The following is a 14726-nucleotide window of genomic DNA, read 5'->3' on the forward strand; positions in this document are numbered from 1 at the left end:
TCACCTATACCGCGAGCCGCTTGCCTTCGGGGTCGAGGAACACCGTGCCGCCGACCGTCGCCGCGTGGACGGTCTCGGGCATCGGCACGTGGATCGTCTGCCCCTGGAGGGACTTGCCCCCCTCGATCACCGCCATGGCGATCGACCGGCCGAGCGTCTCGCTCCAGTAGGCGGAGGTGACGTGGCCGATCATCCGGCGCGGGATCGGCCCGTCGCGCTCGGCGACGATCTGCGCGCCCTCTTCGAGCACGACCTTCGGATCCTGCGTCAGCAGGCCGACGAGGTGCTTGCGGTCGGGCTTGAGCATGTCGGGCCGGGTGAGCGAGCGCTTGCCGACGAAGTCGGGCTTGGCCTTGCCGACCGCCCAGCCGATGCCGGCATCGTCCGGCGTCAGGGTGCCGTCCGTGTCCTGGCCGACGATGATGTAGCCCTTCTCGGCGCGCAGGACGTGCATCGTCTCCGTGCCGTAGGGCACGATGTCGTAGGGGCGTCCGCTCTCGTGGATCGCCTCCCAGACCGCCCGGCCGTAGCGGGCCGGGACGTTGATCTCGAAGCCGAGCTCGCCCGTGAAGCTGACCCGGAACAGGCGCGTCGGCACCCCGCAGATGCGGCCTTCCGCCACCGCCATGTGGGGGAAGCGCTCAGGGGAGAGGTCGATCCCCTCGACGAGCGGCGCGATCACCTTGCGGGCGCTCGGCCCCTGCACCGCGATCACCGCCCATTGCTCGGTGGTCGAGGTCAGCCAGACGTTCAGCTCCGGCCACTCGGTCTGGAGGTAGTCCTCCATCATGTTGAGCACCCGCGCCGCTCCGCCCGTCGTCGTCGTGACGTGGAAGCGGTCGGGGGCCATGCGCCCGATCACGCCGTCGTCGCGGATGAAGCCGTCCTCGCCGAGCAACAGGCCGTAGCGGCAGCGCCCCGGCTCCAGCTTCGTCCAGGCGTTGGTGTACATCCGGTTCATGAAGGTCGCGGCGTCCGGGCCGACGACCTCGATCTTGCCCAGCGTCGAGGCGTCGAACATGCCGACGCTGGCGCGAGTGCCGCGGCACTCGCGGGCGACGGCCGCGTGCATGTCCTCCCCGGCCTTCGGGAAGTAGCGGGCGCGCCGCCACAGGGAGACCGGCTCGTAGACGGCGCCGTGGGCCTCGGCCCAGGCGTCGATCGGCGTGCGCCGGGTGACCTCGAACAGTCTGCCGCGGTTGTAGCCCGCGAAGGCCCCGAAGGTGGTCGGCGTGTAGGGCGGCCGGAAGGTCGTCAGGCCGACGCTCGGCGCGGCGCGCTCCAGCGCGTTCGCGGCGATCTGGAGGCCGTTGATGTTCGAGGTCTTGCCCTGGTCGGTCGCCATGCCGTTGGTGGTGTAGCGCTTGATGTGCTCCACCGAGCGGAAGCCCTCGCGGACGGCGAGGCGGATGTCCTTGGCCAGCACGTCGTTCTGGAAGTCGACGAAGGCCTTGGCGAAGCCGGCGTCGCGGTCGGTCGGCAGGTCGCGGCAGGCGATGCCGGACATCGACGCCTCGCCCCGCACCGCGAAGCTCCGGGCCTGCGCGGAAAACCCCGCATCGGTCGCCGCCGCGGCGCCGGCCGCGGCCCCGTCGGCGAGCGCCGCGTCGAGACCGAAGCGGCCGGTGCCGGCGCCCGCGCAGCGGCAGGCCTCGGTGGCCTGACCGGGGAGGAAGATCTGGTTCTCCTCGTCCCAGGTCAGCTTGCCGCCGGTATGCGAGAACAGGTGCAGGCTCGGCGTCCAGCCGCCGGACATCAGCAGCACGTCGCAGGCGACCCAGCGGCCGTTCCCGACCCTGCCGGACGCCTCGACCGGGTTCACCCGGACGCCGGAGACCCGCAGCCGCCCCTTCGTATCCGTCACGGTGCCGCCGCACAGGGTCTCGATCCCCAAGGCCCGCGCCTCGGCGAGAAGATCCGGGGACACGCTCCGCCGCAGGTCGACGATCAGCGGCACCGCGGTGCCGGCGCGGGCGAGGTCGAAGGCGGCCGCCCAGGCCGAATCGTGCGAGGTCACGACCACGGCGCGCTCGCCGACGCGGACGCCGTAGCGGTTGAGGAAGCTGCGCGCGGCGCCCGCCAGCATCACGCCCGGCCGGTCGTTGCCCGCGAAGACCAGCGGCTTCTCGATCGCGCCCTGCGCCAGCACGACCTGCTTGGCACGGACCTTCCAGAGCCGCTCCCGCGGCGCCCCCTCCGGCACGTCGGCCAGATGGTCGGTCAGCCGCTGGCACAACCCCAGGAAGTTCTGGTGATAGTAGCCGATCGCGGTGGTGCGGGTCAGGACCGTGACGTTCGGCATCCCGGACAGGGTCCGCAGCGTCTCCGAGAGCCAGGTCCAGGCGGGGCGGCCGTCGATGGTCACCGCCGGCTCGGACAGGAGCCAGCCGCCGGCCTCCGCCTGCTCGTCGACGAGGATCACCCGGGCGCCGCCGCGGGCGCCCGCGAGCGCCGCCGCGAGCCCGCCGGCGCCGGCGCCGACGACCAGGAGGTCGCAATGGGCGTAGCGGGCGGCGTAGGTGTCGGGGTCGCGTTCGGTCGGCGGCTTGCCGAGGCCGGCCGCGCCCCGGATGACCGGCTCGTAGACCTTGTTCCAGAAGGACTTCGGCCACATGAAGGTCTTGTAGTAGAAGCCCGCCGAGAACAGCATGGAGAGGCGGTCGTTGACCGCGCCGACATCGGTCCGCAGCGACGGCCAGCGGTTCTGGCTCGTGGTGCGGAAACCCTCGAAGATCTCCGCGGTCGTCGCCCGGGTGTTGGGCTCGTAGCGCCCGTTGCCGCGATCCGTGCCGACGAGGGCGTTCGGCTCCTCGCAGCCGGCCGAGAGGATGCCGCGCGGGCGGTGGTACTTGAAGGAGCGGCCGACGAGGTGGATGCCGTTGGCCAGCAGCGCCGCGGCCAGGGTGTCGCCCGCCCGTCCCGTCAGGCTGCGGCCGTCGAAGCTGAAGCGGACCGGCGCGCCGGCGGCGTTGCGGCCCCGGCCCGGCACGCGCAGGCTCTTCCCGGCGGAGCCCGTCGCCGGGGCCGCGGACGGCCGGGCTGCGGTGTCCGCGGTGTCGATCGCGCGGGAGCTGGTCATCGCCGGGCACCTTCGGGCGCGAGGGCGGAGGGGCGCGCTTCGCCGGCCTTGTAGGTCGCGGCGAACTTGTCCGTGACGGTGTCGCGGGCGGCGTTGAAGAAGCGCCCGCAGCCGTTGATGTGGCGCCAGCGCTCGAAGTGCAGGCCGCGGGTGTTGCTGCGGATGTAGAGGTGGTCGCGCCATGCCTCGTCGCCGAGGGCGGCGGGGTCGGCCGGGCGGGCGATGTGGGCCTCGCCCGCGTAGGCGAACTCGATCTCGGGGCGCGCCGCGGCGCAGTAGGGGCAGGTGATGAGGAGCACGGATGAGTCCCTCTCAGTGTGCGACGGCCGCGGCCGCCGCCTCGTCGATGAGGCGGCCGGTGGTGAAGCGCTCGATCGTGAAGGGGGCGTTGATCGGGTGCGGCTCGTCGCGCGCGATCGTATGGGCGAAGACGTTGGCGGCGCCCGGCGTCGCCTTGAAGCCGCCGGTGCCCCAGCCGCAATTGACGTAGAGGCCCGGCACGGGGGTCCTGGCCACGATCGGCGAGCGGTCGGGGGTCACGTCGACGATGCCGCCCCATTTGCGCAGCATGCGCATGCGCGTGAAGATCGGGAACACCTCGCAGATCGCCGCGAGGGTGTGCTCGATCAGCGGCAGGCCGCCGCGCTGGCTGTAGGAGACGTACTGGTCCGTGCCGGAGCCGATGACGAGCTCGCCCTTGTCGGACTGGCTCATGTAGGCGTGGACCGTGTTGGACATGACCACGCAGGGGAAGGCCGGCTTGACCGGCTCCGAGACCAGCGCCTGGAGCGGATAGCTCTCCAGCGGCAGCCGCACGTCGGCGGTTCCCATCACCACCGAGGTGCTGCCGGCGGCCGAGACCGCGACCTTCTTCGCCTTGATGAAGCCGCGCGCGGTCTCGACCCCGCTGACGTGGCCCGAAGCGTCGCGCCGGATGCCGATCACCGGGCAGTTCTGGACGATGTCGACGCCGCGCGCCGCCGCGCCGCGGGCGTAGCCCCAGGCCACCGCGTCGTGGCGGGCGACGCCGCCGCGCCGCTGCAGCGCGGCGCCGACCACAGGGTAGCGCGCGTCGGGCGCGATGTTGAGGGCGGGGCAGAAGTCCTTGGCCTGCTGCGCGCTCAGCCACTCGTTGTCGATGCCGTTGAGGCGGTTCGAGTGGATGTGGCGCCGGAAGCTCTGCTCGTCGTGCACCGTGTGCGCGAGCATCATGACGCCGCGCTGCGAGAACATGACGTTGTAGTTGAGTTCCTGGCTGAGACCCTCCCACAGCTTCATGGCGTGCTCGTACAGGCGCGCGCTCTCGTCGTAGAGGTAGTTCGAGCGGATGATGGTGGTGTTGCGGCCCGTGTTGCCGCCGCCGAGCCAGCCCTTGTCGATGACGGCGACGTTGGTGATGCCGTGCTCCTTGGCGAGGTAGTAGGCGGCGCCCAGGCCGTGGCCGCCCGCGCCCACGACGACGACGTCGTACTCGGCCTTCGGCTCGGCATCCGGCCATTGCGGCTGCCAGCCCTTGTTGCCGGTCAGCGCCTTCGCAAGCAGGGCGGGGAACGAGAAGTGGCTCATGACGGGGTCCTTGGCCGGATCGGACATCCCTAATCTCCGGCTGTCCCGCGAGACAGAACGATTGCGTCAAGTTAGGCTGATGTTCGCGACAGCCCGGACGACACCCGACCGCGTCGCGATCACAGGCTCGGTTTCCGAGCCGGTGTCCACCGTCGCCGAGGTTCCGGGAGGAGGTCTTCCGCCATGCAGCCCGACCGGCAACCCGCCGCCGGCACGCCGCCCCGCGTCCGCCTGCGCGTCGGCTTCATCCTGGCGCGGCGCTTCACCCTGTGCGCCTTCGCGAATTTCGTGGACGTGCTGCGTCTCGCGGCGGACGAGGGCGACCGCAGCCGGCCGATCCTGTGCGAATGGGTAATCCTGTCCGACAGCATGGAGCCGGTGACGTCGAGCTGCGGCGTCGTCGTCCAGCCCGATACCCGCCTCGACCGCGCGCCCCCCTTCGACTACGTCGTCGTCGTCGGCGGGCTGATCAACGAGATCCCGAATCTCGGGCTCGGCCTCGTCCGCTTCCTGCGGACGGCCGCGGCCGATCGCGTCCCGCTGGTCGGCGTCTGCACGGGCGCATTCATCCTGCACCGCGCCGGGCTGATGGACGGGTATCGCTGCTGCGTGAACTGGTTCCACCACGCCGATTTCCTGGAGCAGTTCGACGGGCTCCTGCCGGTCTCCGACCGGATCTTCGTCATCGATCGCGACCGCCTGACCTGCTCCGGCGGCGCCAGTTCGGCCCATCTCGCGGCCCATCTCGTGGAGAAGCACGTCGGCATCGCCCCGGCGCGCAAGAGCCTGCAGATCATGATCATCGACGAGGGGGCGCGGGCGGACAAGGCGCAGCCCGGGATTCCCCTGGACCTCGTGTCGGGCGACGACGCGATCAAGCGCGCGCTGCTCCACATGCGCCAGAACATCGAGACGCCGCTCACCGTCGCCGAGATCGCGCGCCGCGTCGGGATCGCGCGGCGCAGCCTGGAGCGCCGGTTCGAGCGGCTTCTCGGTCGTTCCCCGAGCGACTGCTACGTGGCCATGCGCCTGGATCAGGCCGATCTTCTTCTGAAGAACACCGATCGGACGGTCGCGGCGATCGCGGCGGCGACGGGCTTCTGCGACACCTCGCATTTCACCCGGACCTACCGCCAGCATCGCGGCTCGGTGCCCTCGCGCGACCGAAGGCGTTCGCGCGCGCCGGAGGCGGCGGCCCCGTGACGATGCGCCGGCCGGTCCACGTCCGGGATCGGTGGGAACGGGCTTCCGGGCATCCTCCCCGCCCGGTCGCCGAAGGCCGCGCGCATCGGCTCGGTCGCGAAGAGCGGGCCGAGCAGGCCCGAATCGAGGGAAGAGAGGCTCATCGCCGTCAGGCCGGAAGGCCGAGAACGGCGCGGGCTTCGGTGGGCGTCGCGATGCGGCGGCCGTGCCGGTCGGCCGCCTCGACGGCCAGGCCCACCAGTTCGGCGTTGCTGCCCGCCAGCCGCTCCCGCGTGATCCGGATGTTGTCCTCCAGCCCGGTGCGCACCGCGTCGGCGCCGCGGGCGAGCGCCCATTCCATCACGCGCGCCTGCTCGCGCCCGATCCCGGCCGCCGTCCAGGTCGCCTGCGGCAGCACTCGGCGCAATTCGCCGAGCAGGATATCGAGCAGGTGCTCCTGCGCCGGCATCGCGTTCCGCACGCCCATCACGAACTGCACGTGGGGCCGCGCGTCCATCAGCCCGGCCTCGACCAGACGCTTGGCTCCGTGCAGGTGCGACAGGTCGAAGATCTCGATCTCCGGTCGGATCGCGTACGCCTTCATCCGGGTGGCGAGGTCGGTCACCAGGGTGGTGTGGTTCTCGTAGACGATGCTCGGGAAGTTGACCGAGCCGGTCGAGAGCGAGGCCATGTCGGGCCGGTGCGCCAGGGACAGGCCGCGGCTCGCCGGATCGCGCCCGCGTCCGCCGGTGGAGAACTGGACGATCATGCCGGGGCAGTGCCGGCGCAGCCCCTCCTGTACGGCGGCGAACTTTTCCGGGTCGGACGAGGGTGTCTCGTCGTCGTTGCGCACGTGGATGTGGGCGAGCGTGGCGCCCGCCTCGAAGGCCTGATGCGTCGATTCGATCTGCTCGGAGACCGTGATCGGCACCGCCGGATTGTCCGCCTTGCGCGGCACCGAACCGGTGATGGCCACCGCGATCACGAGGGGAGCGGAGTTGGTCATGGCAAACGCCTCACAGATCGAAGAAGACGGTCTCGTCACGTCCGCGAAGGACGATGTCGAAACGGTATCGGCGGCGCATCGGCGACGCGCTGTGCGATCAGCGTCGCGCACCGCGCCTCGGGCATCGGCGAAGTAGAGCCGCGTCGCGAGCCGCTTCAGCGACCCGCGAGCGAACACCCCGACGGCGATGTGCGGAGCCTGCGGGGCGTCGCCGCCGATCCTGGCCGGAACCCGCGGCCGGGATGCAGGATGCGGAAACGGAATTCCCCCTCTGCGCTCACCGCCGCCCGGCCGAAGCCGATGAAGCCGGCTACAAGGGCTTCTGGAAGGAGCGGCCGAACGACTGGATCGGCCTCGGCTTCGGCCGGACGATCGCCAACCCGCGCCGCGTGAGAGCCTCATCCTCGCCCGACGCCTTCCTCGGCGCAGCGAACGCGATCCCGACCCAGGAGCGTTTTCTCGAAGCCTTCTACAACATCGCCCTCACCCCCGACGTCGTGGTGCGGCCCAACGTCCAGTACATCAACCACTCGAGCGGAACGACCATTCGGCCCGACGTGGTGGTGCTCTGCGTGAAATCGGCGATCGCTTTCCGAGGCCGCCGCCTCACGCCGCATTCCGCTCATACCAATCGGCATGGCTCATCACCGATAGGCCCAGTCGCGCCGTGCGAGGGACATGATCGTCCAGGCTCGTGCGATCAGCTCGTTCCAGGCCTCGCAACACGGATCGAGGATGTCCGCGTAGAAGGCGACGATCCGGTCGCCGAGCCACTTTTCGCCGAATTCCCCGAAGCTCTTGGCTTCCTTCAGCCGCCGCTTCTCGATCGCAGGGGACCGCCCTTCGCTGACGGCCCGCCTTGCATCGATGCAAAGTTCGCGAGCCCGGGCGAGTGAGATTCCGTTGCGTCCGTACTTCCCGAGATAGACGGTCTCGCGCTGCCCGTTGAGGCGAAACGACATCGCTCCCGAAGGCATGATGCGCACGTACATGCCGTCCCGATCGGCAACTTTGTACATTTTACTCTGCTGCTTCAGTGGCTTGATCGCAGCATTCGCCAGCATTTCCGCGTCACCTCCAAAAAGTACCGTCAAGGACCTTGTCTGCCCTGACCGTACTTTTGATTTCGGGGCGGATCAATATGGGCGAGACCGTTACGCGGGCCGCCAAGCCCGATCTCTGTCCACCGATAGTAGCCGATAGGCACAGGGATAATTTTTATTATTTGTCAGCGTGTTATATATTAATGTGGCGTAGTTTCGGATACTCCCAGAGGGGCAAAAATCATTCCCACTCGATCGTGCCGGGCGGCTTCGAGGTGATGTCGTACGTCACCCGGTTGATGCCCTTCACCTCGTTGATGATCCGCGTGGCGACGCGGCCGAGGAAGGCCATGTCGAAGGGGTAGAAGTCGGCGGTCATGCCGTCGACCGAGGTCACGGCGCGCAACGCGCAGACGTGGTCGTAGGTACGCCCGTCGCCCATCACGCCGACCGTCTTCACCGGCAGGATCACCGCGAAGGCCTGCCAGATCGTGTCGTAGAGCCCGGCCTGCCGGATCTCGTCGAGATAGATCGCGTCGGCCTTGCGCAGGGCCTCCAGCTTCTCGCGGGTGATGACACCGGGGCAGCGGATGGCGAGGCCCGGGCCGGGGAAGGGGTGGCGGCCGACGAAGGTCTCGGGCAGGCCGAGTTCACGCCCGAGCAGCCGCACCTCGTCCTTGAACAATTCGCGCAGCGGCTCGACGAGCCGCATGTTCATGCGCTCGGGCAGGCCGCCGACATTGTGGTGGCTCTTGATCGTCACCGAGGGGCCGCCGGAGAACGACACGCTCTCGATCACGTCCGGGTAGAGCGTGCCCTGCGCCAGGAACGCCGCGCCGCCGATCTTCTTGGCTTCGGTCTCGAACACGTCGATGAACAGCCGGCCGATGGTCTTGCGCTTCACCTCCGGGTCGTCGACGCCTTCCAGCGCGCCGATGAACAGATCCTGCGCCTGAACATGGACGAGGGGGATGTTGTAGTGGTCGCGGAACAGGCGGACCACCTCGTCGCCTTCGCCGAAACGCATCAGGCCGTGATCGACGAAGACGCAGGTGAGCTGGTCGCCGATCGCCTCGTGGATCAGCACCGCCGCCACCGAGGAATCGACGCCGCCGGACAGGCCGCAGATCACCCTCTCGGTGCCGACCTGCTCGCGGATCTTGGCGATCGCCTCCTCGCGATAGGTCCCCATGGTCCAGTCGCCGGAGCAGCCGGCGATGTCGCGCACGAAGTTGCGGATCAGGAGCGCGCCATGGGGCGTATGGTGCACCTCCGGGTGGAACTGGACGGCGTAGTAGTGCCGCGCCTCGTCCGCGACCGCGGCGAAGGGCGCGTTGCGCGAGAGCGCGATGGTGGTGAAGCCGTCGGGCAGCTTGGTGACCCGGTCGCCGTGGCTCATCCAGACCGGATATTTCTCACCCGTGTGCCAGACGCCCTTGAACAGCGGCGAGTCGGAAAGAATCTCGACCTCGGCCCGGCCGAACTCGGCGTGGTGGCCGCCTTCGACCTCGCCGCCGAGCTGAGCCGCCATGGTCTGCTGGCCGTAGCAGATGCCGAAGACCGGCACGCCGGATTCGAAGATTTTCTGAGGCGCGCGCGGGGAGAGGTCCGTGGTGACGGATTCAGGGCCGCCCGAGAGGATCACGCCCTTGGGCCGGTGCGCGTCGAAGGCGGCCTCGGCCTTGGTGAAGGGCACGATCTCGCAATAGACGCCCTCCTCGCGCACGCGGCGGGCGATGAGCTGCGTCACCTGGGAGCCGAAATCGACGATCAGGATCTTGTCGTGGTGGGAGGTGTCGATGGTCATGCTGTCTCGGGCCCTGTCCCACACCGGTTAGACGAGGGTTCGGGGCGGCGCAACGCGCGCGGTGATCGGAGGGCACATGCGGCAAGCCCGCGATCGAGGCCGTTAACCTCGCGTTCACCGGATCGAGGCGACACGGCACGCCCCTCGAAACGGACAGGAGTCATCCGACCATGAGAGCTGCCCTCTTCGGAATCGCCGTCACGATCGCAGGTCTCGGCGCCGTCGCGCCGGCCCAGGCCCTTCCCCTGGCGGGCGCCGCCCCGGCGTCGGACGGATTGTTTCAGCAGGCCCAGTACAGCCGCCGGGTCATCCGCGGCCCGCGCTGCAGGACCGTCGTCACCAAGCGCCGCGGCCGCTTCGGCCGGGTGGTCGTGACGCGCGAGCGCCGCTGCTTCTGATCCGGCTCTTCCCGACGGACGACGATGGGCGGCCCCCGGACACAGGGGCCGCCTTTTTCATGACTTCAGCATGCCGTGGCCGCGCATCCATGCCATGAACAGGGCGGGCCACGCCGCCGCGGGGCTTCCCGGCACGCCGAGGCCGAAGCCGTGGCCGCCGCGCTCGAACAGGTGCATCTCGGCGGGCACCTTCGCCGCTCGCAGGGCCGCGTACATCAGCAGCGGATGGTCGGTCACCGCGATGCGATCGTCGGAGGCCTGGACCAGGAAGACCGGCGGCGTGCGCGCATTGACCTGCACCTCCACCGAATAGGCCCGCCGCCGCGCGTCGGGCGGATCGTCGCCGACCAGAACCTTCCGGCTGGTCATGGTCCGGTCGAACGGCGCGCGCATGGTGACGATCGGATAGATCAGCCCGGCGAAGGAGGGGCGGGCGCTCAGGCCGTCGGCATCGTCCTGATCGTCGTAGAGATCCTGCTCGGCATCGGTCGCGGTCACGCCCATCAGGTGGCCGCCGGCCGAGAAGCCGAGCACGCCGATCCGGTCGGGATCGAGGCCGTACGCCTCCGCCCTCCAGCGCACCAGCCGCATCGCCCGCTGCGCATCCTGCCGCGGAGCGTCGGGGCCGTCGCGCCATTCCTCGCTCGGCAGGCGGTAGACCAGAACGAAGGCGGTGATGCCGGCCCGCGCCAGCCAATGGCCGACGGGCAGCCCCTCGTTGCCGATGTCGATGCGCAGGTATCCGCCCCCCGCCGCGATCACGACGCCCGCGCCGTTCGGCTGCGCGGGGCGGATCACCAGCAGGCAGGGCCGCACCACGCCGGTGACGACGCCGGTCAAGGTCTCGTCGAAGCGGTATTCCGAGCGGTACGGGCCGCCGCCGCCCGGCGGCAGGTCCGGCCACAGGTCGATGATTTCGAGATCCGCGCCCGGGGCCGATTGCGGCAGGGGCTGGACGACGTCGCCGGTCTGGGGGCGGACCGGAAGCCGGGTGGCGGGCGGCTGCGCCGGCTGCTGCGCCCGGGCCGCCTCGCTTCCGGTCAGCATCGCCGCCGTCCCCGCGAGCAGGGCGCGCCGGTGCAGCGTCATGGTGTCGGCCTCGCCGTCATCGGGACTCCCGCAGCTTCGCCGCGCGGGAAAATGGTCCGGGGCGAGGATCTTGATCCCCATTCCAACGAGGCAGGCGGCCTCCCGATCCAGGGTTCAAGCGGAATTGCGTGTCATCGTCGCGACATAGAAGCCATCGGTGCCGGTAAGCGCCGGGCTCATCTGGATGCCGCGGGCGGTCCTGCGGACCTTCTCGGCGAGGCCGGGAACGGACGAGAGATCGGTCGCGACGGCGTGAATCGCGCCGCTGCCGCGCCGGAGCAGGCCGTCGACCGCCGCGTCGTTCTCCTCGGGCAGGAGCGAGCAGGTGACGTAGACGAGGGTGCCGCCCGGCCGCAGCAGGCGGGCCGCCCGGTCGAGCACCTCGGCCTGCTCGGCGATCCGGCCCGAGAGGCTGCCGGGCCGCAGGCGCCACTTGGCGTCCGGGTTGCGCCGCCACGTGCCGGTGCCGGTGCAGGGCGCATCGACCAGCACGCGATCGACCGTGCCGTCGAGGTCGGCCAGAACGTCGGCCCGCGCCCGGCCGGTGCGGGGCGTGCGCACCTCGACCGTCGCCCCCGAGCGGCGCAGGCGTTCGTGGATCGGGGCGAGGCGGCGCGGATCGGCGTCGGTGGCGATCAGGCGCGCGGCGTTGCCGGTGATCGCCGCGAGCGCGAGCGACTTGCCGCCGCCGCCGGCGCAGAGATCGACCACGGTCTCGCCCGGCTTGGCGCCCGCGAGCAGGCTCGCGATCTGCGAGCCCTCGTCCTGGATCTCGAACCCGCCCTCCAGGAACAGCGGATCGACGTGGAGGGCCGGACCGCGCCCGTCCTCGCCGAGCGGCAGCCGCAGGCCGAGGGCCGAGAGCGGCGTCGCCTCCGGCCCGAGGTCGGCGAGCGCTTGCGCCGCAGCCTCGCGGCTCAGCTTCAGGGTGTTGGCACGGATGTCGAGCGGCGCCCGGCGGCCGAGCGCGCGCAGCTCCGGCAGAAGCGCGTCGCCGAACAGCTCGGTGAGCGAGGGCAGCACGAAGGCCGGCGCATCGCCCGCCACCTCCGGCGGAGCGTCCGCGAGGCTGCCCTCGGCGAGCCGCCTGCGCTCGCCATCGGCGAGGGGAGGGGGGGCGAAGCGGGCGCCGTCGAACAGCGAGGCGATGCTGGGCTCGGCCAGCCCCCGCTGCAGGCGCAGCATGCCGATGAGGATCGCGCGGCCGGTCTCCTCGCCCATGATCCAGGCGGCGGAGGCGCGCCGCCGCAGCCCGTCGTAGACGAGGCTCGCGATCGCCGCCCGATCGCCGGAGCCGGCGAAGCGGTGGGCGAGGCCCCAATCCTTCAGCGCGTCGGCGGCCGGACGGCGGCGCGCGGCGATGTCGTCCAGGATTTCGATGGCGGCGGAGAGGCGGGCGGAGGGGGTCAGGGTCGGCTCCGGAAACGTTTCGTTGAACTTGCCGCCGTGCGGCCACGCTTGGACCCGCGGTCCGTCACGATGCGGCCGAGCTTCCGGCTCTTTGCGCGCTCAGAACGGCACGATGGTCCCGTCCGTCAAGGATCATTGCAAGGACATTGCAAGAGAGAACCGCATGTCGTCCCCGAAGCCCTCCGTGAAGCCCCTCGTCAGTGCCGGTCTGCTGGCGCTGACGCTTGCCGCCTGCTCCACCGCGCCGGCCGCACCCGCCCTTGATCCGGTGCCGCCGCCCGCGCCCCGGCCCGACGCCAAGACGCAGCTCGAATACGGCAACCCGCCCCCGCCGCCGCCCGGCCGCTACTGAGTGTCTCTCAGCCCCAGCCCTTATCAAGGTGAGATTTTTTCACTAGCTCCTTGTGCTGTCGAAGGAATCACAAGGTCGTGGATCGATCTGGTCCGCGGTTGTGGACCGGTTTGAGCCTTGGGCGCCGGCGAGCGTGAGGGCACGTCCGGCGCTGGAGCAGGTCCTGCCCGCCGTGGAGCGATCCGGCTGTGGAGCAACTTGCCGGCCGAGGTGGAGGACATCCTCGATCCGTGCTGCGAGGCCTGGAACGAGCTGATCGCACGAGCCTGGACGATCATGTCCCTCGCACGGCGCGACTGGGCCTATCGGTGATGAGCCATGCCAATTGGTGTATACCAAGCGGCGCTGATCCCGACCGATGGTCGGGATCAGCGCATCCGGTGGATGGCCGCCGTCCCGCGGTCGCGGGGGCGGCCGACGATGAGTGATCCGCATCGCCGGCTGGTATCAATGTCCGCCGCCGCCTTTGCGGACGGCCTTATCGCGTCGCCTCGGCGACGAACTCCGCATTGATCGCGAACGCCGCCATCGCGCCCTCCGCCGCGGCGACGACGGCGAACTGAACCCGGCGCGAGGCGTCTCCGGCCACGTAGAGGCCGGGCACGTTGGTCTTCTCGTACTCGCGGGTCGGCACGACGCTGCGGGTCTCGTCGAGTTCGCAGCCGAGTTGGGCGATGAGCGGTGAGGGGCTGCAGGCGAACGGCATGAGGAAGAGCGCCGCGCAAGGGGTGGCGGTGCCGTCGTGAAAGCGCAGGCGGGAAGGACGCGCTCCGTCGCCCTCCAGCCGCGCGATCCTCGCCTCGATCACCCGGACGCCGTTGCGGGAAAGACGGTCGCGGTCCCCGTCGGACAGGTCGCCGTCGCCGCCGCCGGTGCAGAGCGTGACGTCGCGGCTCCAGCCGGTGAGTTCGAGGGCGAGGCCGCGGCCGCCGTGGCCGCGACCGTAGACGACCAGGGGCCGATCACGGACTTCGAAGCCGTCGCAATAGGGGCAGGAATGCACGCCCGTGCCCCAGTAGGTGTCGAAACCCTCGATTGGCGGGATGTCCTGCGCCAGCCCGGTCGCCAGGATCAGGCGCCGCGCCCGCTCGCACCGCCCATCGGCCTGGACGATGGTGAAGCCGTCGCCGTCGCGATGCGCCTCCGTCACCGCGACCTCGCGGCACTCGACCGTCTCGTAGCGGGCGAGATCCGAGCGGCCCTGCCGGCGCAGGTCGAAGGGCGGGGTGCCGTCGCGGGTGAACAGGCCCCAGGTGCGGGGCGTCGCGGCGTTGCGCGGCGCGCCGGCGTCGCAGAGCAGGACGCCGCGCCGCGCCCGGCCGAGGATCAGGGCGGCATTGAGCCCGGCCGGGCCGCCGCCAACGATGATGACGTCACGCATGTGCCTCTCCCGGCCGACCCGCCGGGAGACAAGTGCGATGAACGGGGAAGGGGTTCCCGAAGAAGGAGCGCGGTCAGGCGGCGCTCTTCACCGGAACGCCCTTCTCGGACAGGAACTGCTGCAGCTCGCCCGACTGGAACATCTCGCGGGCGATGTCGCAGCCGCCGACGAACTCGCCCTTCACATAGATCTGCGGAATGGTCGGCCAGTTGGAGAAGGCCTTGATGCCCTCCCGGACCGCCATGTCGTCGAGGACGTTCACGCCCTTGAACGGCACGCCGAGGTAGTTGAGAATCTGGACGACCTGGCCCGAGAAGCCGCACATCGGAAATTGCGGCGTGCCCTTCATGAACACGACCACGTCCTGCGAGTCGATCTCGTTCCTGATCGTGGTGTTGACGTCGGTCATCGGT

At 70.4% G+C, this 14726-nt stretch carries 12 protein-coding genes and 3 pseudogenes; 4 read left to right on the forward strand and 11 right to left on the reverse strand.

Annotated features, from left to right (window positions below):
* Positions 1-4: 4 nt before the first annotated feature.
* The 3 genes from PGN25_15155 to PGN25_15165 are packed head-to-tail and all read right to left on the reverse strand — an operon-like array spanning position 5 to position 4645.
* The gene (locus PGN25_15155) at positions 5-3079 is read right to left on the reverse strand and encodes a sarcosine oxidase subunit alpha (GenBank protein ID MEH3118882.1); all 3075 of its coding nucleotides are present in this window, start codon (positions 3077-3079) and stop codon (positions 5-7) included.
* Positions 3076-3378 carry a sarcosine oxidase subunit delta gene (locus tag PGN25_15160; GenBank protein ID MEH3118883.1) on the reverse strand — a complete coding sequence of 101 codons (303 nt, stop codon included), beginning with the start codon at positions 3376-3378 and terminating at the stop codon, positions 3076-3078. The genes PGN25_15155 and PGN25_15160 overlap by 4 nt, the downstream gene beginning before the upstream one ends.
* 13 nt (positions 3379-3391) lie before the next feature.
* Positions 3392-4645 (reverse strand): sarcosine oxidase subunit beta family protein, encoded by a 1254-nt coding sequence (locus tag PGN25_15165; protein ID MEH3118884.1) that lies wholly within the window; start codon positions 4643-4645, stop codon positions 3392-3394.
* A gap of 183 nt (positions 4646-4828) precedes the next feature.
* Here PGN25_15165 and PGN25_15170 point away from each other — a divergent pair, with 183 nt between their 5' ends.
* Positions 4829-5848: a GlxA family transcriptional regulator gene (locus PGN25_15170; protein MEH3118885.1), complete on the forward strand. Its 1020-nt coding sequence runs from the start codon at positions 4829-4831 to the stop codon at positions 5846-5848.
* 148 nt (positions 5849-5996) lie between these two features.
* On the opposite strand, the gene PGN25_15175 is transcribed toward PGN25_15170, so the two are convergent.
* Positions 5997-6833: a 3-keto-5-aminohexanoate cleavage protein gene (locus PGN25_15175; GenBank protein ID MEH3118886.1), complete on the reverse strand. Its 837-nt coding sequence runs from the start codon at positions 6831-6833 to the stop codon at positions 5997-5999.
* A gap of 242 nt (positions 6834-7075) precedes the next feature.
* Between PGN25_15175 and PGN25_15180 the strand changes: the two are divergent.
* Positions 7076-7414: pseudogene (locus PGN25_15180) on the forward strand (carbohydrate porin).
* Positions 7415-7477: 63 nt separating this feature from the next.
* Here the strand turns inward: PGN25_15180 and PGN25_15185 are convergent.
* From PGN25_15185 to guaA, 3 genes and pseudogenes are all read right to left on the reverse strand, one after another.
* Positions 7478-7612 (reverse strand): annotated as a pseudogene (locus tag PGN25_15185) (IS630 family transposase).
* Positions 7601-7897 (reverse strand): annotated as a pseudogene (locus PGN25_15190) (Arm DNA-binding domain-containing protein). The pseudogenes PGN25_15185 and PGN25_15190 overlap by 12 nt, the downstream one beginning before the upstream one ends.
* A 220-nt stretch (positions 7898-8117) precedes the next feature.
* Positions 8118-9683: a glutamine-hydrolyzing GMP synthase gene (gene guaA / locus PGN25_15195; GenBank protein ID MEH3118887.1), complete on the reverse strand. Its 1566-nt coding sequence runs from the start codon at positions 9681-9683 to the stop codon at positions 8118-8120.
* Positions 9684-9853: 170 nt separating this feature from the next.
* Between guaA and PGN25_15200 the strand changes: the two genes are divergently transcribed.
* Entirely contained in the window at positions 9854-10081 is a 228-nt protein-coding gene (locus tag PGN25_15200) for a hypothetical protein (protein ID MEH3118888.1), read from the forward strand.
* A 57-nt stretch (positions 10082-10138) separates the two neighbouring features.
* On the opposite strand, the gene PGN25_15205 is transcribed toward PGN25_15200, so the two are convergent.
* Positions 10139-11170 (reverse strand): alpha/beta hydrolase, encoded by a 1032-nt coding sequence (locus PGN25_15205; protein ID MEH3118889.1) that lies wholly within the window; start codon positions 11168-11170, stop codon positions 10139-10141.
* Positions 11171-11284: 114 nt separating this feature from the next.
* A complete protein-coding gene (locus PGN25_15210; protein ID MEH3118890.1) occupies positions 11285-12580 on the reverse strand; it encodes an RsmB/NOP family class I SAM-dependent RNA methyltransferase in 1296 nt (431 codons plus the stop codon).
* 163 nt (positions 12581-12743) lie between these two features.
* Here PGN25_15210 and PGN25_15215 point away from each other — a divergent pair, with 163 nt between their 5' ends.
* Positions 12744-12932 carry a hypothetical protein gene (locus PGN25_15215; GenBank protein MEH3118891.1) on the forward strand — a complete coding sequence of 63 codons (189 nt, stop codon included), beginning with the start codon at positions 12744-12746 and terminating at the stop codon, positions 12930-12932.
* Between the two features lie 478 nt (positions 12933-13410).
* Here the strand turns inward: PGN25_15215 and PGN25_15220 are convergent, their stop codons facing one another.
* Together PGN25_15220 and grxD are read right to left on the reverse strand one after the other, a co-directional pair.
* Positions 13411-14313 carry an NAD(P)/FAD-dependent oxidoreductase gene (locus PGN25_15220; protein ID MEH3118892.1) on the reverse strand — a complete coding sequence of 301 codons (903 nt, stop codon included), beginning with the start codon at positions 14311-14313 and terminating at the stop codon, positions 13411-13413.
* Positions 14314-14386: 73 nt separating this feature from the next.
* Complete coding sequence (gene grxD, locus PGN25_15225) at positions 14387-14722, reverse strand: Grx4 family monothiol glutaredoxin (GenBank protein ID MEH3118893.1); 336 nt, start codon at positions 14720-14722, stop codon at positions 14387-14389.
* Positions 14723-14726: the final 4 nt, after the last annotated feature.

Source organism: Methylorubrum populi, assembly GCA_036946625.1.
GTDB classification, from domain to species: domain Bacteria; phylum Pseudomonadota; class Alphaproteobacteria; order Rhizobiales; family Beijerinckiaceae; genus Methylobacterium; species Methylobacterium populi_C.